This window comes from Leptolyngbya sp. GGD, assembly GCF_026735145.1.
Classification (GTDB): domain Bacteria; phylum Cyanobacteriota; class Cyanobacteriia; order Leptolyngbyales; family Leptolyngbyaceae; genus Leptolyngbya; species Leptolyngbya boryana.
Window position 1 is genome coordinate 478,412 of the sequence record NZ_JAPQKE010000002.1, and the last position, 17,149, is coordinate 495,560.

Sequence of the window (17,149 nt, forward strand, 5' to 3'; positions counted from 1 at the left end):
TCTGCTTAGCCCGCTCATGTCTGATCGGGTGAGACAGCGCAAGTTGACCCCTATCCGGAAAATGCGATGTTTACAGCGAAAGCTAGTCAAACCTACCCAGCTTCTTCAATTTCAATCTCTCCCTCTGCCCACACTAAAAATCATTCCGTTGATCAACCTAGAGTTTCCCATGTCGAAGCAACTTACGCGCTCTCTTCAATTCAGCAGGGTATGTTGTTTCATCACCGATACGAACCGAATTCTGGCGTAGATATTGAACAAGTGGTTTGCAGGCTACAAGAGAATCTGGAGGTTGATCGCTTCGCCCGGGCATGGCAGCAACTAATCGATCGACATCCCATTCTCAGAACTCGCTTCGGTTGGAACGCACAAAATGAGCCGATCCAGCAAGTCCTAGCAGTCGATGAAATCACGATCCAGTACCACGATTGGCGATCGAACACAGCAGATCAGCAAATTCGGAAATTCAAAGCATTTCTACGCTGCGATCGCCAAAATGGATTTGATTTCTCTGGGTCATTGATGCGATTTGTGCTTTTCCAAACCGCCCCTGATGTGTATCAGTTCGTTTGGACATTCCATCACATTCTGTTAGATGGGCGATCGATCACTCAGATTCTGCAAGAAGTCTTTGCTCTGTACGATAATCCAGCACAACCGCTTCTTGCACGTCGCTCTTATCAAGATTACATTGAGCAGCTTCATCAGCAAGACTGGTCGCATTCCAAATCGTATTGGCAAGACTTGCTCAAGGGATTCACAACTCCGACTCCTTTACTTCATGCTCCATCCCTGCATCAAACACAGACCCAATCTGGGCATGGAACTGCTCGATTAAACTGCTCGATCTCATTGACAGCACAACTGAAATCATTCGCTCAGCAACATCACATCACGCCAAATACTCTAGTTCAAGCTGCTTGGGCATTACTCTTACATCGCTATAGCAATGAAACATCTATTGTTTTTGGAGTAACAAGAGCTTGTCGCCGATCTTTACTTCCCGATGGCGACTCGATCATTGGATTAATGATGAATACGCTGCCTGTGCGCGTAGAGATTACAGACGAAACAACGGTTTTACCTTGGCTACAAGCACTGCGATCGCAACATCTTGCTGTCCGTCCTCATGAAAATACACCTTTGTCTCTGGTGCAGGATTGGAGTGATGTCCCCCGTGGAACAGGATTGTTTGAAAGTATTGTCGTCTTTGAACATGAGAACTTTAACGATCGCCTGAAACAAGGTAAACACCGCTCCTTTAAGCTGATTGAACAACCTTCATTTCCATTAGTCTTAATTGCAAGTTTAGGAACAGCTTTAGAGTTACAGATTTCTTACGATCGAGCAAGATTTACCCCTGAGACGATCAAACGCATGTTAGATCATCTTCAGGTGCTCTTGCATGGAATGATTGCCAATCCGCAGCAATCCTTGTCCGACCTGCCGCTAATTACGGCTGCTGAACGCCATCAACTGTTGTTTGATTGGAATGCAACGGCTGCAGACTATCAAGCGCAGCAATGCTTACATCAACTTTTCGAGGCACAGGTTGAAAAAACACCCAATGCGATCGCAACAGTCTTCCGACAACAATCGCTAACTTATGCTGAGCTGAATCAGCAAGCAAATCAGATTGCCCACTATCTACGATCGCTAGGAGTCGGGGCTGGACAGTTTGTCGCAGTCTTTCTCGATCGCGGCTTGGAAATGATTCCTACGCTGCTTGGTATTCTCAAAGCTGGAGCTGCTTATATTCCATTAGAAACAAGTTTCCCACCTGCTCGAATCGAATGGATTCTGGAATCGCTGGCTGTTCAAGTTGTCATCACTCAAGTGCGCTACGTTGCAATACTTGAGTCATTGTATTTGCGGAATTTACAGCATCTTGTTTGTTTAGATGTGAACTATCCAGTTTTTTCAGATGTCAAAGTTTCCACACAAGCAGACATTCAACAATCCTCGATCGAGAACTTGCCTCTGTACTGTACTTCTGAAGATACAGCCTATGTAATTTTTACTTCTGGTTCAACTGGGACACCAAAAGGTGTTGTGGTCAAGCATCAGCCTGTGATCAATTTGATCGAATGGGTGAATCGCACCTTTAACGTGAATCATCGCGATCGAGTTTTATTCATTACTTCCCTTTGCTTTGATCTCTCGGTCTATGACATTTTTGGATTGCTTGCAGCAGGCGGCTCGATTCAAATTGCTTCGAGTGATGATGTGCGCGATCCTCAAGTATTGATCAATCTTCTCAAAACAGAGCCAATTACGTTTTGGGATTCTGCTCCGCCAGCATTACAGCAGCTTTCATCGTTTTTCCCGTCCCTGCTCGATTGTCCCTCTTCACTGCGGCTTGTGTTTATGAGTGGAGATTGGATTCCAGTGACGCTCCCAACTGCATTGCAAACGACATTTCCAGGTGTTGAAGTCGTGTCATTGGGCGGTGCAACAGAAGCAACAGTTTGGTCGAACTACTATCGCATCGATCGCGTTGAACCGCACTGGAAAAGTATTCCTTATGGGAAACCGATTCAGAATGCTCAGTACTATGTTTTAGATGCCAAGTTAAACCCTTGCCCAATTGGTGTGACTGGCGAACTGTACATTGCAGGAGATTGTTTAGCAGTTGGCTACACTGATCCGGTTAAAACTGAAGAGCGCTTTTTGCCAAACCCATTTGTGCCCGGTACAAAAATCTATCGAACTGGGGATCTCGCTCGGTTCTTTGAAGATGGCAATATCGAATTTTTGGGACGCATTGATCATCAAGTCAAAGTACGAGGCTATCGAATTGAGCTAGGTGAGATTGAAGGTGTGCTTTCACAACATCGATCGATTACCGATGCGATCGTCATGGCACGAGAAGATCAACCTGGAGACAAACGGCTCGTCGCGTATATTGTGGCTCAAGCCAAACTTGATGCAAATGACGTTCGACAACATCTGCGCGAGAAGCTGCCAGAGTACATGGTTCCGTCTGCGATCGTATTTTTAGATGCAATTCCTTTGACTCAAAATGGGAAGGTCGATCGACGAGCTTTGCCCATGCCGGAAGCTGTTCGGGTTGAGCGTAATGATGTCATTGAACTCACTCAGAATCCACTGGAACGGCAGTTAATGTTCATGTGGGAAAAAGCATTGGACATTCAACCGATCGCGACCACGGACAATTTCTTTGATTTAGGGGGCAACTCTATTACGGCAGTGAAGCTGATCAACCAGATGGAAAAAGCATTTGGGCGACAGTTTTCTGTTGCTGCATTATTTCAAGCGCCTACGATCGCCCAATTTGCCGAAATTATTCGAGATGGGCAAGAAATCGATCCCTGGGCAATTATCGAAATCAATCCGTTGAATGGGAAAAAACCACCGCTCTTCTGGTGTCAGAACTATGGCGATTTACTTCCGCATCTTGATCCGGAGCAGCCATTTTTTGCGCTGGAATCTGGCTATCAGCAAGTCACAAACCCAGAGACTCATATTAAAGATTGGGCGGCAGGTTATGTCGATCGCATTCGGGATATTCAGCCTGAAGGACCGTATTTTATTGGAGGCTATTGTTTTGGGGGCTATGTTGCCTTAGAGATTGCTCAAATGTTGCGATCGCAGGGTCAAGAGGTTGCACTCTTGATTTTAGTAGAAACCTTTGGACCGGGTGTCCCTCAATATCAGCACCAAAAACTTACGGCACGCAATGTAGTTCTTTACACAACTAGTATTCGCCGTCGCATTCTCGGAGCCTTCGATCGACATTGGCACGCGATCGAAGATCAAAAAATCGCTCAGAAAACCGGGGGTCGAGTAGTGAAAGTCAATTTACCCCCTGCTAAACCCATTCAACGTGCTGTTCAAAGCTATGAGATACAGCCTTACTCTGGGCGAGTTGTGATGTTTGAGGCAGCATTGAGTTCGCTCAAGTCGAGATTAGCTCCAAGAGCCTTCTGGGACAATATTTTCAAGGGGGACTTCTCGATCGAGCGGGTCAGCGGAACGCACCACACTGTGGTGTATCACAACAATGGGCGCGATCTGATGCAGCGGATTCAAGCCTACCTGGAGCAATATCGCCTCAAGTGAAGTCCGATCCGCCGATGGGGAATCTTGCAGACTCGTTAAAATCCGTCCACTGACCAGTGCGGCGGATCGTACTCTAATTTGTACACCCCAAACGTTGCCCCAACCTCCCAGAGTGTGGCATTCTGACTTGCATCTCCGGTTCCTGGAACAGTCACCATTTGTCCATTCCCATTTTGCATTCGTAGTGGGGGCTTCCAAGTGACGATCCAATCGATCGCTAAAGCCTGAGTATGTCGAGACTGGAGTGCGGCTGGATTGCCTCCAATGCCAAATGCGTTCACCATGTCTCGTGCCGCTTGGTAAGATGCCGCATCCGTGTAATGCACCCAATCAATATCAACTCCCACCATCGGCGGCACATCCCACGGAGCAAAGTCTCGATTGTTCAATTGCACCGCATAGTGCATCATGTAAGCCCGCTGAGGGGGTCGGTAGGTATTCGTAACTTCGATCTCTGCTCCTGCATCTTTCAGCGCTTTTTCAAATGCGCGCACTCTTTGACGGAATGGAGATGCCAAATCATCGATCGACTGACTCGCGGGAAAAAATCGTACCCATTGCGCCCCGCTTAGCCTCGCTCTCTGCCGTCGAGCATACTCTGTCAGAATTGCTAGCCCCGGCGCATAATCGCTACCTAGCTTCTGTTTTGTTGCGGCTGAAAGCGTAGCATCTAATCGAGGTCGAAAATTCACATCCAAAATTTTGTAGGCTTCGGTCATGCCTTTCGTACTACCTAGCCCAAAATTTCCATCTAAGGTTAAAGCTGGATTGAGCCGCCCAATGACATTAAGGCTCCGCTGTAAATCCCGCACTTCTGCTGCACCGTAGTTCAAATAACTCAGCAACATGGCTGCGCTTAGATCGGCGACGCGATAGATAAATCCTTGACTCAGCGCTTTGGTATAGGTCGCATTGCCCACAATTCCATCGGCGATTAAACCGTTCTTTTGCTGGTAATCTTTTGTAACTCGATCGCTCACACTACCGAAGCCATTATCGACAGCCCCGATCGGGAAATTTTGATCTTGTAAAAATCGCTGCCATGCACCAACGGCTGCCCCAGTCGAGCCACGCTGAATCACGGGTAATCTTAAAGCATTGATATTAAATGCCATACTCTCTCCTGAAACCAATGCAGGCGTTTGTAAATCGCCTCGCGATCCATCATACTGAGCGGCTGAAAAAAAGGATGTAACGGTTGGTCAAAATACGTTACATCCTTGAAGGATTGATTCTTTTGTGGGGGAGTAGGGCGATAGAAGATCCCTAAAAATCTGCCGGAGCTGCCGATCGCATCTTCGCTTTGGCTTTTGCTGCACTCTTCTTCAGTGCATCCAGACGCGCCTGATATTTTGCGCGCTGTCTCTTTTTGGGAGTTTGATCAATTAAAGTCTTTAACGCGCTGCCCAAACTCTTGTAAGCATTCGGCAAAGTGTAGCCGAAGCGAGTTGCTAATTGGATAGCGCGCTCGTCGGCTTCGATCGCTTCTTTGACATTCTTCTCGCTGTTGTTCTTCTGATAGAGTCGCCAGCCAGCAACCCCCGATAATCCCATCGCTAACAGCAATAACAATCCATCTTGTACCCACAGTTCCCCGACTGCGCCGCCAAGCCCGATCGCTAATGCTGCCATCTCCCAACCGTCTTTCGGGATCGTGTCCGCTTGAACTCGCGCGACTTCATGCCAAAACAAGAGATTTCGTTGGTCGATCGCCAACTGATCCCATTTCGGCATATCAATTTGGATCTCGATCTCATCCCGACCGATTTCCTCACAGGTGATCAGTGGAGGATTGACCGCGGTCGTTGTTTCGATCGTGACCCAACTCTGCAGTTCCGGGGGTAGCAGGGTCTTCAAGCGACGTAACTCGCTCATGTCGGCTCTAGCGGACGAGGTTGCATAAGATGTCATGGACTTCAGCCTCAGAATGAACGCCTATCCTCATAATATTGCGATCTTAGCGATTCTACGGAGGATGGGTATAGGTGAATTCATTCTGCCTGATAAAAGTCTTATCAAGCAAGTCGTGCGAACCGAATCTTTTCAATTAATTCGATAGTTTGGTGGGTATGGGTTGGGGACTCTCTGGCGCGTAGTGGGAAATGACCACGATCGGTAAAATCAACGTAATCAATGCGATCGCAGTTCCAACAAGATTGACAACAAAATTGGCAGATACGGGATGCGATCGTTTCGGAGCGGTAGCCTCACTACCTATGTGCATAGAGCGTTTTAACCAACTCAATAAGGTTCAGCAGGAAAGCCCTGATTCTTTCCTAGTTAACCCAGGTCAGAGAAATACATTTCACTGTATGAATAATTTTAGCTAATTTTTCCCAGGTTTCTGTTGCTCATAAACAATCCTGATAACTCTCATGTAGCAACGGATACATAATGCTGTTTTGGGTGAATCTTGCAAGGATTTTTGTCTACCTCGGGGTAGATGCTGGTTGAGCGATCGAGTTTCTACTCTCAACATCGTTATTTCCGAACTTGGGCTGTACGGTTCTACTGACTGTGGCACAGCAAGTGCTTTGCTAAAGTAAGGTTAATCGAGATTGAAATTTGATCCTCAGTTGCGAGGTACAGACTGTGAACGATACTTCTAATCAACTTCCTGAGTTTCTTCAAGGTGCGGGCGATGCTAGCGGTAAGCTGCTTCAATATGTACAGTCGCTTGAGCCTGAAACGATCGCTCAACTTTCTAAGCCGTCCTCACCTGAAGTGCTGCAAGTGATGGAGCGCAACATTATCGGGCTGTTGGGCGGTCTGCCTCCTGAAAGTTTTGATGTGATGATTACGACGAACCGCGAGTCTTTAGGCAGATTGCTCGCGTCGGCAATGATGAGCGGATACTTCCTGAAAAGCGCTGAACAGCGGTTGGCATTGGAAAAATCATGGTCAGATGTCCAATAAGAAATCGATAAAGTCCTCTAGCTCGGCAGGGAGTTTCTCTCTGCCGAATTTTTTGGTGTCTGAATTGCGATCGCGCTTACTGGATTGGTATGCAACATCGGGGCGTTCTCTCCCTTGGCGCGAGACACGAGATCCTTATCGGATCTGGATTTCGGAAATTATGCTTCAGCAGACTCAGGTGAAAACGGTGATCCCGTATTTCGATCGCTGGATACAACAATTTCCTTCAGTGCAGAGTCTTGCTGATGCTGAATTGCAAACAGTGCTAAAAGCTTGGGAAGGTTTAGGCTACTATGCTCGCGCTCGCAATCTGCATCGGGCGGCAAAGCAAATTGCTGAAACTGGGTTTCCAACTGATTTGGATAGCATCCAAGCACTGCCTGGAATTGGACGAACGACCGCAGGGGGAATTCTCAGTGCGGCGTTTAATCAACCGATTTCGATTCTCGATGGCAATGTCAAACGAGTTTTAGCGCGATTGATTGCATTAGACAAGGTTCCAAATAAGGCTTTGACGCAACTCTGGGCGATTTCCGATCAATTGATTGATCCCGAAAACGGGCGTGACTTTAATCAGGCATTGATGGACTTAGGGGCAACGGTTTGCACACCGAAAAATCCAGCCTGTTTGGTTTGTCCTTGGCGATCGCACTGCAAGGCTTACAATCTAGGAGTTCAGTCGGAGCTACCTATGTCAGAAACTCGTACAGCGATTCCTCATAAAGTTATTGGTGTTGCGGTGATTTGGAAGGATCAGCGCATTTTAATCGATCGCCGAAAACCCGAAGGCTTACTCGGGGGATTGTGGGAATTTCCGGGCGGAAAGTTAGAACCCGGAGAAACGATCGAGGAATGTATTCAGCGAGAAATCCGAGAAGAATTAGCGATCGACATTGCAGTAGGCGAACAACTCATCGTCGTCGATCATACCTACACTCATTTTCGAGTCACCTTGAATGTGCATCACTGTCAATATTTAGCAGGCGAACCCCAAGCGATCGAATGTGATGAGATTCGCTGGGTTTCTATTGATGAGTTATCGGACTATCCTTTCCCGAAAGCGAACATCAAAATTATCGAAGCGCTGCGCTCAATGAGCTTTTCCGGCTCCTAGATAGAGTTCTGCCACTTTGGGATTGTTTAATAACTCAGAGCCTGCGCCTTCAAAGCGATCGCGTCCTGCTTCTAAAACGTAGCCGCGATCTGCCATTTCTAGAGCTTTCCGGGCATTTTGTTCGACTAGGACGATTGCCGTTCCATCGCGATTAATTTGGCGAATCTGCTCAAAAACGCTATTGACGAGAATGGGAGATAATGCGGCTGAAGGTTCATCGAGTAACAGTAAATCTGGTTTCAGCATCAGTGCCTTCCCCATTGCTAACATTTGCCGCTCCCCGCCCGATAGGGTTCCTGCCCGTTGTTTCCGGCGTTCTGCGAGGCGAGGGAATCGCATATAGATTTCATCTTTGAGCGGCTGTAAAGGCTCATCGCGGACAAATGCACCCATTTCCAAATTTTCTTCGATCGACAACGACGGAAATACATTTGCGATTTGGGGAACGTAACACATGCCTTGGCGGACGATCTGATCCGATCGCAAGCCAGTAATATTCTGACCTTTGAAATGAATGCTGCCCGTATGGGGAGTCAGCAAACCGAACACGGTTTTTGCCAGCGTTGACTTTCCGGCTCCATTCGGTCCAATAATCGCCACCAATTCACCCGGATACACCCGCATGTTTGCGCCTTGCAAAATGTCGAGATCTTTTACATAGCCTGCGTGAACATTTTGGACATCAAGAATTGGCGAGGTCATAAGAACCGAAATGCGGAAGGATCAATTAGCAACTCTAACATCCTTCGGCATTCGCGGAAGTTTGCAGATGACTTGAGGGCTTGTGGCAGTCCTAAATTGGGTGGGGAGTAGGGAGTAGGGGGTAATTTTTTCTACTCCCCACTCCCCACTCTTTTAGCCTTTACAACTCAAACATTGCGCGGTTTGAATTGCCGCTTACTGCGGTGTAGATTGCAGATCAGGGCGTTCTTCGGGCAAGATCGCGCCTTCAACCGGACAGACTTGGAGACAGATCCCGCAATCAATACAGGTCGTGAAATCAATCCAGTACCAATCTGTGCCTTTTGTATTTTTGCCAGGCCCTTCATGAATGCAGGCAACTGGACAAGCATCGACGCAATCGGCAACGCCTTCGCAGATATTTGTAACGATCGTATGAGACACAGTGTTCTTCTCTCTGAGCAAATCGACAGGTAGGACGGTTGTCCCGGATATCTATTCTCGTACACTTGTCACGCTTATGGGGCGAATCTGCATCGGATTCTCAGGCTTAGAAATCATCCGTACTGATAGATTCCGGAAGCTATCAGCGATAATGCAAGAATGTCAGCGATCGGTCAACTGTATGCTTCATCGCATCTTGATAGAAACTGTCTTTCAGATGAATTCAAGATGAACTTGGGTACGTTAGGGTTGACATTGGGACGGTCTGGCACAAACCTCTGGGGAGTGATCGTGCTCCAGCGAGTGGACTGGCTTGATTTAAGTCCGAATCAGGCAGCAAATTGTCCAGTTTGTTAAGCGATCGTATGAAAATTGATGGCGTAGGGTTGGAGAATAACGATTTATGAAAGCCATGATTCTGGCAGCCGGAAAGGGCACGAGAGTTCGACCGATTACCTATACGACTCCGAAACCCATGATTCCGATCCTGCAAAAGCCTGTAATGGAATTTTTATTGGAGTTGCTCCGGCAACACGGCTTCGACCAAATCATGGTCAATGTGAGCCACCTTGCTCATGAAATTGAGAATTATTTCCGCGATGGGCAACGCTTCGGCGTCGAGATTGCCTATTCGTTTGAAGGCAGTATTGTCGATGGTGAATTGATCGGGGAAGCGCTCGGCTCTGCGGGCGGAATGAAGAAGATTCAAGACTTTTCGCCGTTTTTTGATGATACGTTTGTGGTCTTGTGTGGCGATGCGTTGATTGATCTCGACTTGACTGCGGCAGTGAAGTGGCATCGAGAAAAAGGATCGATCGCAACCATTATCTCCAAGCCTGTTCCGCGCGAAGAAGTATCGAGCTATGGCGTGGTCGTCACCGATGAATCTGGCAAGATTAAGGCGTTTCAGGAGAAGCCTTCGGTTGAAGAAGCACTGAGTACGAATATCAATACTGGAATCTATATTTTCGAGCCGGAAATTTTTAACTATATTCCTTCCAATCAGGAATACGACATTGGGGGCGAACTGTTCCCGAAACTCGTCGAAATGGATGCGCCGTTCTATGCGCTGCCGATGGAGTTTGAGTGGGTTGATATTGGGAAGGTTCCAGACTACTGGCATGCCATTCGCAGCGTGCTGCAAGGCGAAGTGAAAAATGTTCCGATTCCGGGCAAGGAAGTTGCACCGGGCGTTTATACGGGTCTGAATGTCTGTGTGAACTGGGACAAGGTGGATATTCAAGGTCCGGTTTATATTGGCAGTATGACCTGCATTGAGGACGGGGCAAAGATTGTCGGCCCAGCGATGATTGGACCAAACTGCTGGGTGTGCAGCGGAGCGACGGTCGATAATAGTGTGATTTTCGATTATTCGCGGTTAGGACCGGGCGTGCGTTTGGTCGATAAATTGGTGTTTGGTCGGTATTGTGTTGATAAGACGGGAGCGACGATCGATGTGCAAGCTGCATCGCTCGATTGGCTGATTACGGATGCACGACATCAGTTTCCCAGTCATCCGACCGAGGAGCATCGCGCGATCGCGGAACTGCTGAATGTTGGCAAAGGTGCGCTTTGATCCTTGGTTGATCATTGAAAACCTTGCACGGCTCAATGCTGAAATTTAAGTCACAATGGCTGATGTTGAATAATTTTCTCAGGTCACAAATTTGATTCTCCTGCTTCTCCGTGAAATTGAGAAGCTCGGAGGATCTCTGAAAATGTGTAACAGGAAAAAAGTTATTCAGCATCAATTTCAGCATTTTTGATGACTATGATGCAGTTGCGTGAGAAAGTCGCTTTCTATTTAGAAGATATTGAGACACCTTTAGGGCGAGCCGTCACGCTTTTTATTACAGCACTTGTTTTAGTCTCTTCGGGCATTTTCGTCGCTCAGACTTATTCAATTCCGAGCGAAATTCGAGAAGCACTTTCGGAAATTGAGAACATAATTCTTGCGATCTTTGTGATTGAATACGGCTTAAGAATATGGTGTGCAGAAAAGAAATTAGAATTTATATTTAGTCTTTATTCAATAATTGATTTATTGTCGATCGCGCCTTTCTTGATCGGCGCAAATGCAGGCTATTTAAGATTATTCCGCTGGTTCCGAATCTTGAGGCTAATTCGGTTTATTCAAGGGAAAACGATTTTCGGATATGTCAGCAGTGAAGACAGCGCAATTTACACGCGAATTCTATTTACCGTCTTCTCAATTGTTTTTGTCTATTCTGGCTTAATTTACCAAGTCGAACATACGCTAAATCCGCAATTTTCAACTTTTCTTAATGCGGTTTATTTCTCAATTTCGACTATCTCAACCGCAGGACTGGGCGATATTACACCTGTTTCTCAAACTGGGCGGCTTCTCACGATTTCGATGATTCTCACAGGGCTAATTTTAGTGCCTTGGCAACTTGGGGAGTTGATCAAACGCCTCGTCAAAACAACGAATCAAATTGAAACGGTTTGCTCAAAGTGTGGGTTAGCGTCTCACGATTCTGATGCAAATTTCTGCAAAAAATGTGGGACTCAATTACAGCACAGTCAACGTGCAGAGTAATAGAGCCTCTGTCCATTCGACGATCGCTCCATATGTATCTCCGGTCTGACCGCCTAATTTCCGATTGAGCAAAGCTCCGACTGCAACAGCGATCGCGCTACCGATCACCATGCCCGGACGCACCATCAAGCTAAATCCCATCAAAATCAGCAATGTCGGAACTGCTTCCCAAATTGACTCAATCGCTTCTTTGTGAAATGCGCCTTTTCCAGTGGGTTTGAGATAGGGATATTTCGCGATCGCGACCAACTGTCCCCAACGTCCCCAGCCTGCAACCGCCATTAAAATCCAAACTCGACCCGTTGCAATTTCGCTCAATGCCACAGTTTTGAGCAATAACAAAATCACAGCAGTCATTGCGCCAAACGCGCCCGTAGCGCTATCTGCCATCACTTCTAAACGGCGCTCAGGATTCATCACGGCGAGTCCGTCGGCAGTATCCATTGCGCCATCCAGATGCAATCCGCCTGTAATCGCCACCCAAGCTGCAACATCGATCGCGCTGCGGGTCAATATCGGCATCCCGAGCCAAGCCAAACCCCAATCTAAACCGCCGATCAATCCACCAATTGTCAATCCGACCAAAGGCGCGAATCTTGCAATCCCCCGAAACTCTAAGTTGGCAGAGACTGGAAGCGGCAAACATGTATAAAAGGTAAGCGCTGCAAGGCATTGACTTAATACTTTCGTAAACATTGTTCAGAATTAATTTACATAACGTAAACTTCTAATACCTTCTGGCAGGATCGCATTTGCGATTTACAGCCATAATTGCTTTAGGAAGCATCTAACTGAAGTTACAGATCGAGCCTGGTTTCATTTGCCTGATTTGGTTTGTTGAGTGCGACCCAACCCCCATCGACTATGTTGCTGTCATGAGTCACGATTCACTTTCCCGCCCATCTCGAATTCCCGCTCCCTGTATTATCGATGACGGCACGATCGTCGATAAGCAAGATATGCAACGGGTGTTGACTGATCTTAATCGGGTTCGCTACATCCACATTCAAGACGGCAAAACCAGAAGCGAAGGAGAAGGCTGTGTCCTAGAAGTTTTTGCCGATCCGCATCGCGCGACCATGGTTGCGAATCATGCGCTATATCTCAATGTCCATAGTTTTGACTATTTGCAATTGAGCAAGCTTGAAGCGGACTCCTATTTTGATTTAATTCAAGACGATCGCCAATTGCGCTTAATTCCTTTGTCGAATCCGATGCAGGAGCAATCGAATCGCGGCATTAATGTGGCAGAACTTGAGGCAATGGTTGCTGAAGTATTGTCTGCTAGCCTAGATGTGCAGATTGACGACGAAGAAAATTTTTCGCTTTAGTTTATGAGAACTTCCGGTCGGCGGCAGTTTAACGCCTTGTTGGTAAGCAGTCTTGTAGCAACGTGGCTACATGGGTGTGGTCAATCAGAACGTCCCGCAAATCAAAAACCGCGCGTCGTTTCGACGAGTACAATTTTGACGGATTTGGCAACAGCGATCGCAACTGAAGCGATTGAGGTCATCGGCATTCTCAAACCCGGAGCCGATCCCCATACGTATGAGCCTGTTCCGGCTGACACCGCAGCAATGGAGAAGGCGGACTTAATTCTCTACAACGGGTATAACTTAGAGCCGGGCCTAATTCGTTTGATGAAGGCGGCAGGTGCCAATGTCAAACAAGTTGCGATCGGGGAAGTTGTGCCGCCGTTGCAACTCGAAAAAGAAGGTCAGAAAGTTCCAGATCCCCATGTGTGGGGAGACGTTCAGAATGTGGCAAAAATGGCTGCTGCAATTCGAGATGCGTTGATTCCATTAGCTCAGAACGATCGAGAAACAATCAATCAAAATGCCGATCGCTTAATTGCTGATCTAAATCGATTAGATACTTGGATCAAGCAGCAGGTGCAAACTATTCCGGCGCAGAGTCGGCGGTTGGTGACGACGCATGATGCGTTTCAGTATTTTGGCAAAGCTTACAACTTAACGATCATGGGCACTTTAATCGGCATCAGTACCGAAGAACAGCCGAGCGCGCAAACTGTGCAAAAACTGGTGCAAGTGATTCAGTCTGCTCGTGTTCCTGCCATTTTTGCAGAAACTACGATTAATCCTGCCTTGATTCAAACAGTGGCACAAGAAGCGGGCGTGAAACTGGCTCCAAACCAGTTGTATTCTGACTCAATTGGAGCGCGGGGTAGTGAGGGCGAGACTTATATCAAAATGATGGCAGCGAATACAACGACGATCGTTGAAGCACTGGGCGGGAAAATCACGCCGTTTAAACCATGAATGATGAAATCGTTTCGTTTCTGATTGGTGCGGGTGTTCTGATTCTGTATCTTATCTTTTCTGCTTGGACAGAAATGGGGACAAAAAATCCTTGGAAAAAAGATCAATCTGACAAGTAGTTGATGGTCTTGCGATATGATACTTTGCGCTACTCTTTTAAACGCGCACTATGACACAGCAGTATCGCATCACGCTTCTACCCGGTGATGGCATCGGCCCTGAGATTATGGCAGTTGCCGTTCGGGTCTTAAAAACGATCTCTGAAAAATTTGATCTCAGCTTTGAGTTTCAAGAGGCACTGATTGGTGGAGCAGCGATCGATGCGACTGGAGAACCTTTACCTGCTGCAACCCTGGAAACTTGTAAGAAAAGTGATGCGGTTTTGCTCGCTGCGATCGGGGGCTACAAGTGGGATACTTTACCCCGCCATTTACGCCCTGAAACTGGATTATTAGGATTACGATCGGGCTTACACCTTTTCGCAAATCTACGTCCTGCCACGATTTTGCCGCAATTGATTGATGCTTCTACTTTGAAGCGGGAAATCGTTGAAGGCGTTGACATTATGGTTGTGCGCGAATTAACGGGCGGAATTTACTTTGGTCAACCTAGAGGTATTTTCACAACGGAGACGGGTGAGAAACGAGGCGTGAATACGATGGCGTATACCGAATCGGAAATCGATCGCATTGGTCGAGTGGCGTTTGAAACGGCGCAAAAGCGATCGAAGCGGTTATGCTCAGTCGATAAAGCAAATGTCTTGGAAGTGTCGCAGCTTTGGCGCGATCGCATGACTGCTCTAGCGATTGAATATCCCGATGTCGAACTCTCGCATTTGTATGTGGACAATGCTGCGATGCAATTAGTTCGCGCGCCAAAGCAGTTTGATACGATTGTGACGAGTAATTTATTTGGCGATATTCTCTCTGATGCCGCAGCAATGCTGACGGGCAGTATCGGAATGTTGCCTTCTGCAAGTTTAGGAGCTTCAGCACCGGGTGTATATGAGCCTGTGCATGGTTCTGCGCCTGACATTGCTGGACAGGATAAAGCGAACCCACTCGCTCAAGTTTTGAGTGCTGCAATGATGTTGCGCTATAGCTTTAATCAACCGGATGCGGCAACTCATATTGAGCAAGCTGTGCTGAAGGTGCTAGACCAAGGCTATCGGACGGGCGATATTATGTCTGAAGGCAATACGCTAGTAGGATGTCAAGCGATCGGGGATGCTTTGGTTGCTGCGCTTTAAGTGATCTCAAAGCTGATAATTCCTCGACGTTCTGAGCCATAGAAAGCGAGCAATATCTTCTTGAGCTATACCTGCATCAATGAGTTGTTGAGCGGTTTATCGATCCGTTCCGTCCCATTCCAGCCAGATTTTGCCATTCTTGAGACGCAGATGAACAGGGACGGAATGGACTCGACCTAATGTTAGTCCAGCCATGAATCATAATAAATGTCATCTACAGGGTCACAAATAGCAATGACTTCCGCTGAGCTGTCACTGCTGTTGAGACTTGCATAATGATGAATGGTTTTCTGAATGATTTGGCAGTGAATGATAAATCCCAATTTCTCCCTTAATTCAGATTATTACGAATCCTGGCAATCTCAAAAGCGATACCATTTTTACAGCAATGTTGCGATCGGTCTTTTCGTTTTAAGTCACAATAGAGGCAAGCAATTCTGAATCGTACAAACCGACGATGCCAATCTCTAGTTCTCACGTGAATTTAACAGAACGCTTAGGAGTCACTTCAGAACAAATCGTAGCACTCTGCCAGCGCTGGAAAATTGCTGAGTTTGCTCTATTTGGTTCCATCTTGCGAGAAGATTTTCGCCCAGATAGTGATGTAGATATCTTAGTGACTTTTGTACCGAACGATGGTTGGTCATTGTTTGATCTGATGAATCTACAGCGAGAATTAGAATCGCTCATTGGTAGACCTGTTGACTTACTCGAAAAGCGCGACCTCAAAAACCCTTTTCGACGCTCTGAAATTCTTCGCACTCATCAAGTCCTCTATGCAGCCTAGCGATCGAGATTTTGCTGCTCTATGGGATATGGTGCAGGCAATTCAACTCATTCAAGAATTCATCGCACCGCTAAGTTACGAGGACTATCTCAACAGTCGGCGTGATCAAATGGCTGTTGAGCGCGGACTAGAAATACTTGGTGAAGCGGCTCGTAGAGTCTCTGGAGCTTTCCAGCAAGCCCATGCAGAAATCGATTGGCGTAACACGATCGGTCTGAGAAATGTTATCGCCCATCGTTATGAGCAAGTGCAGCAGGATCGGATTTGGGCGATCGTAACCGTAGAACTCAATATTCTCCTAGCTCAGCTAAAACTGCTCTTACCAGATGAAGCATAGGCTGCAATCTCAGACCATTCGGAATCTGTGAGGTCTCGCACTACAAGATTAATTTTGAAATGCTCTCTTGCTGCTTGAGTCAGAGTATTAGTAATTGCATCGATCGACATTCCTACATCAATCACATCAATCTCTTGCTCAAACACTTGAGCAAACAATTTTGCATCCGGTTTAATCCGCATCGAACCATGTTGCAAAATCGCGCCTTCTCTTCTCAGTTGAGCGCTCCCAATCAATTTCACGCCATCTTTCGTGACTAAATCGGCTCCAGTCGCAGTTCCAAAGCAATTCGGATTGTGAATGTAGCCGCGCCCTGCTTCGCCGTACTGGAGTTCAATTCCTAGCTGCTTCCATCCTTGGATCAAAAACTCACAAATCGCTTGATATGCCTGCATTCGATTGCTGCCGAGTCCAGACGTAATCACGGCATAAGTTAGATCTCCCTGATGTAAAACGGCTCTGCCTCCACTAGGACGACGAACTAGCTCGATCGCTTGTCCTTGCCAAGTTAAAGACTTCCAAAATTCAGGAAATTGACGCTGATGATAGCCTAAGGAAATCGCAGCAGGCGACCAAGTATAGAAGCGTAGAGTTGGTGGATGACGGTGCATTCGATGTTGTTCGAGTAACCAGGTATCGATCGCCATTTGCACCTGTCCAGAAGCTTCAATGCAAGGAATGAGCCGCCATTTATCCACA

The 17,149-nt window shown here is 47.0% G+C and carries 20 protein-coding genes; 12 read left to right on the forward strand and 8 right to left on the reverse strand.

All coding sequences use genetic code 11. The features are described from left to right. Nucleotides 1-66: 66 nt before the first annotated feature. On the forward strand, nt 67-4,083 hold the full coding sequence (locus tag OU814_RS11255) for a non-ribosomal peptide synthetase (RefSeq protein ID WP_268182814.1): 4,017 nt from the start codon (nt 67-69) through the stop codon (nt 4,081-4,083). A 35-nt stretch (nt 4,084-4,118) separates the two neighbouring features. Here the strand turns inward: OU814_RS11255 and OU814_RS11260 are convergent, their stop codons facing one another. From OU814_RS11260 to OU814_RS11270, 3 genes are all read right to left on the reverse strand, one after another. Continuing rightward, complete coding sequence (locus tag OU814_RS11260; protein WP_017286053.1) at nt 4,119-5,198, reverse strand: peptidoglycan-binding domain-containing protein; 1,080 nt, start codon at nt 5,196-5,198, stop codon at nt 4,119-4,121. Between the two features lie 151 nt (nt 5,199-5,349). Further along, nucleotides 5,350-5,994, reverse strand: a complete 645-nt coding sequence (locus OU814_RS11265) for a DUF3318 domain-containing protein (RefSeq protein WP_051077757.1) — start codon at nt 5,992-5,994, stop codon at nt 5,350-5,352. A gap of 136 nt (nt 5,995-6,130) precedes the next feature. Further along, the gene (locus tag OU814_RS11270; protein WP_154660820.1) at nt 6,131-6,307 is read right to left on the reverse strand and encodes a hypothetical protein; all 177 of its coding nucleotides are present in this window, start codon (nt 6,305-6,307) and stop codon (nt 6,131-6,133) included. A 368-nt stretch (nt 6,308-6,675) separates the two neighbouring features. Between OU814_RS11270 and OU814_RS11275 the strand changes: the two genes are divergently transcribed. Beyond that, nucleotides 6,676-6,999 carry a DUF760 domain-containing protein gene (locus OU814_RS11275; protein ID WP_017286055.1) on the forward strand — a complete coding sequence of 108 codons (324 nt, stop codon included), beginning with the start codon at nt 6,676-6,678 and terminating at the stop codon, nt 6,997-6,999. A 55-nt stretch (nt 7,000-7,054) separates the two neighbouring features. Next, nucleotides 7,055-8,113 carry an A/G-specific adenine glycosylase gene (gene mutY / locus OU814_RS11280; protein ID WP_268183956.1) on the forward strand — a complete coding sequence of 353 codons (1,059 nt, stop codon included), beginning with the start codon at nt 7,055-7,057 and terminating at the stop codon, nt 8,111-8,113. On the opposite strand, the gene OU814_RS11285 is transcribed toward mutY, so the two are convergent. Then, a complete protein-coding gene (locus tag OU814_RS11285; RefSeq protein WP_268182818.1) occupies nt 8,090-8,815 on the reverse strand; it encodes an ABC transporter ATP-binding protein in 726 nt (241 codons plus the stop codon). The genes mutY and OU814_RS11285 overlap by 24 nt on opposite strands. Before the next feature lie 195 nt (nt 8,816-9,010). Next, nucleotides 9,011-9,238 (reverse strand): indolepyruvate ferredoxin oxidoreductase subunit alpha, encoded by a 228-nt coding sequence (locus OU814_RS11290; protein ID WP_017286058.1) that lies wholly within the window; start codon nt 9,236-9,238, stop codon nt 9,011-9,013. Nucleotides 9,239-9,466: 228 nt separating this feature from the next. On the opposite strand from OU814_RS11290, the gene OU814_RS11295 reads away from it, so the two are divergent. From OU814_RS11295 to OU814_RS11305, 3 genes are all read left to right on the forward strand, one after another. Further along, nucleotides 9,467-9,595, forward strand: a complete 129-nt coding sequence (locus OU814_RS11295; protein ID WP_263970820.1) for a hypothetical protein — start codon at nt 9,467-9,469, stop codon at nt 9,593-9,595. Nucleotides 9,596-9,641: 46 nt separating this feature from the next. Continuing rightward, nucleotides 9,642-10,814 (forward strand): sugar phosphate nucleotidyltransferase, encoded by a 1,173-nt coding sequence (locus tag OU814_RS11300; RefSeq protein ID WP_017286060.1) that lies wholly within the window; start codon nt 9,642-9,644, stop codon nt 10,812-10,814. 195 nt (nt 10,815-11,009) lie between these two features. After that, nucleotides 11,010-11,798: an ion transporter gene (locus OU814_RS11305; RefSeq protein ID WP_190653861.1), complete on the forward strand. Its 789-nt coding sequence runs from the start codon at nt 11,010-11,012 to the stop codon at nt 11,796-11,798. Here the strand turns inward: OU814_RS11305 and cobS are convergent. Then, the gene (gene cobS, locus OU814_RS11310) at nt 11,772-12,494 is read right to left on the reverse strand and encodes an adenosylcobinamide-GDP ribazoletransferase (RefSeq protein ID WP_268182824.1); all 723 of its coding nucleotides are present in this window, start codon (nt 12,492-12,494) and stop codon (nt 11,772-11,774) included. The genes OU814_RS11305 and cobS overlap by 27 nt on opposite strands. Before the next feature lie 179 nt (nt 12,495-12,673). Between cobS and OU814_RS11315 the strand changes: the two genes are divergently transcribed. Genes OU814_RS11315 through leuB form a run of 4 tightly spaced genes read left to right on the forward strand, consistent with a single transcriptional unit; the run spans nt 12,674 to nt 15,326 of the window. After that, nucleotides 12,674-13,129: a hypothetical protein gene (locus tag OU814_RS11315; RefSeq protein WP_017286063.1), complete on the forward strand. Its 456-nt coding sequence runs from the start codon at nt 12,674-12,676 to the stop codon at nt 13,127-13,129. A 3-nt stretch (nt 13,130-13,132) separates the two neighbouring features. Next, nucleotides 13,133-14,077 carry a metal ABC transporter solute-binding protein, Zn/Mn family gene (locus OU814_RS11320; RefSeq protein ID WP_268182826.1) on the forward strand — a complete coding sequence of 315 codons (945 nt, stop codon included), beginning with the start codon at nt 13,133-13,135 and terminating at the stop codon, nt 14,075-14,077. Beyond that, nucleotides 14,074-14,196, forward strand: a complete 123-nt coding sequence (locus OU814_RS11325; protein WP_017286065.1) for a hypothetical protein — start codon at nt 14,074-14,076, stop codon at nt 14,194-14,196. Before OU814_RS11320 ends, OU814_RS11325 begins: the two co-directional genes overlap by 4 nt. A gap of 50 nt (nt 14,197-14,246) precedes the next feature. Next, nucleotides 14,247-15,326, forward strand: coding sequence for a 3-isopropylmalate dehydrogenase (gene leuB / locus OU814_RS11330; RefSeq protein ID WP_268182831.1), 1,080 nt, complete (start codon nt 14,247-14,249; stop codon nt 15,324-15,326). Nucleotides 15,327-15,422: 96 nt separating this feature from the next. On the opposite strand, the gene OU814_RS11335 is transcribed toward leuB, so the two are convergent. Continuing rightward, nucleotides 15,423-15,521: an element excision factor XisI family protein gene (locus OU814_RS11335; RefSeq protein ID WP_268182833.1), complete on the reverse strand. Its 99-nt coding sequence runs from the start codon at nt 15,519-15,521 to the stop codon at nt 15,423-15,425. A 262-nt stretch (nt 15,522-15,783) separates the two neighbouring features. On the opposite strand from OU814_RS11335, the gene OU814_RS11340 reads away from it, so the two are divergent. Together OU814_RS11340 and OU814_RS11345 are read left to right on the forward strand one after the other, a co-directional pair. Next, a complete protein-coding gene (locus OU814_RS11340; protein WP_268182835.1) occupies nt 15,784-16,113 on the forward strand; it encodes a nucleotidyltransferase family protein in 330 nt (109 codons plus the stop codon). Then, nucleotides 16,103-16,450 carry a HepT-like ribonuclease domain-containing protein gene (locus tag OU814_RS11345; protein WP_268182837.1) on the forward strand — a complete coding sequence of 116 codons (348 nt, stop codon included), beginning with the start codon at nt 16,103-16,105 and terminating at the stop codon, nt 16,448-16,450. The genes OU814_RS11340 and OU814_RS11345 overlap by 11 nt, the downstream gene beginning before the upstream one ends. On the opposite strand, the gene OU814_RS11350 is transcribed toward OU814_RS11345, so the two are convergent. After that, nucleotides 16,417-17,148, reverse strand: a complete 732-nt coding sequence (locus OU814_RS11350) for a lipoate--protein ligase family protein (protein WP_268182839.1) — start codon at nt 17,146-17,148, stop codon at nt 16,417-16,419. The genes OU814_RS11345 and OU814_RS11350 overlap by 34 nt on opposite strands. Between the last annotated feature and the right edge of the window lies 1 nt (nt 17,149).

Bases quoted from the DNA above. Each gene is read 5' to 3' on its own strand.
- OU814_RS11255 (WP_268182814.1), top strand. From the start codon at position 67: ATGTTTACAGCGAAAGCTAGTCAAACCTACCCAGCTTCTTCAATTTCA.
- OU814_RS11260 (WP_017286053.1), bottom strand. From the start codon at position 5,198: ATGGCATTTAATATCAATGCTTTAAGATTACCCGTGATTCAGCGTGGC.
- OU814_RS11265 (WP_051077757.1), bottom strand. From the start codon at position 5,994: ATGACATCTTATGCAACCTCGTCCGCTAGAGCCGACATGAGCGAGTTA.
- OU814_RS11270 (WP_154660820.1), bottom strand. From the start codon at position 6,307: ATGCACATAGGTAGTGAGGCTACCGCTCCGAAACGATCGCATCCCGTA.
- OU814_RS11285 (WP_268182818.1), bottom strand. From the start codon at position 8,815: ATGACCTCGCCAATTCTTGATGTCCAAAATGTTCACGCAGGCTATGTA.
- OU814_RS11295 (WP_263970820.1), top strand. From the start codon at position 9,467: ATGAACTTGGGTACGTTAGGGTTGACATTGGGACGGTCTGGCACAAAC.
- OU814_RS11300 (WP_017286060.1), top strand. From the start codon at position 9,642: ATGAAAGCCATGATTCTGGCAGCCGGAAAGGGCACGAGAGTTCGACCG.
- OU814_RS11305 (WP_190653861.1), top strand. From the start codon at position 11,010: ATGATGCAGTTGCGTGAGAAAGTCGCTTTCTATTTAGAAGATATTGAG.
- cobS (WP_268182824.1), bottom strand. From the start codon at position 12,494: ATGTTTACGAAAGTATTAAGTCAATGCCTTGCAGCGCTTACCTTTTAT.
- OU814_RS11315 (WP_017286063.1), top strand. From the start codon at position 12,674: ATGAGTCACGATTCACTTTCCCGCCCATCTCGAATTCCCGCTCCCTGT.
- OU814_RS11320 (WP_268182826.1), top strand. From the start codon at position 13,133: ATGAGAACTTCCGGTCGGCGGCAGTTTAACGCCTTGTTGGTAAGCAGT.
- OU814_RS11325 (WP_017286065.1), top strand. From the start codon at position 14,074: ATGAATGATGAAATCGTTTCGTTTCTGATTGGTGCGGGTGTTCTGATT.
- leuB (WP_268182831.1), top strand. From the start codon at position 14,247: ATGACACAGCAGTATCGCATCACGCTTCTACCCGGTGATGGCATCGGC.
- OU814_RS11335 (WP_268182833.1), bottom strand. From the start codon at position 15,521: ATGGCTGGACTAACATTAGGTCGAGTCCATTCCGTCCCTGTTCATCTG.
- OU814_RS11340 (WP_268182835.1), top strand. From the start codon at position 15,784: ATGCCAATCTCTAGTTCTCACGTGAATTTAACAGAACGCTTAGGAGTC.
- OU814_RS11345 (WP_268182837.1), top strand. From the start codon at position 16,103: ATGCAGCCTAGCGATCGAGATTTTGCTGCTCTATGGGATATGGTGCAG.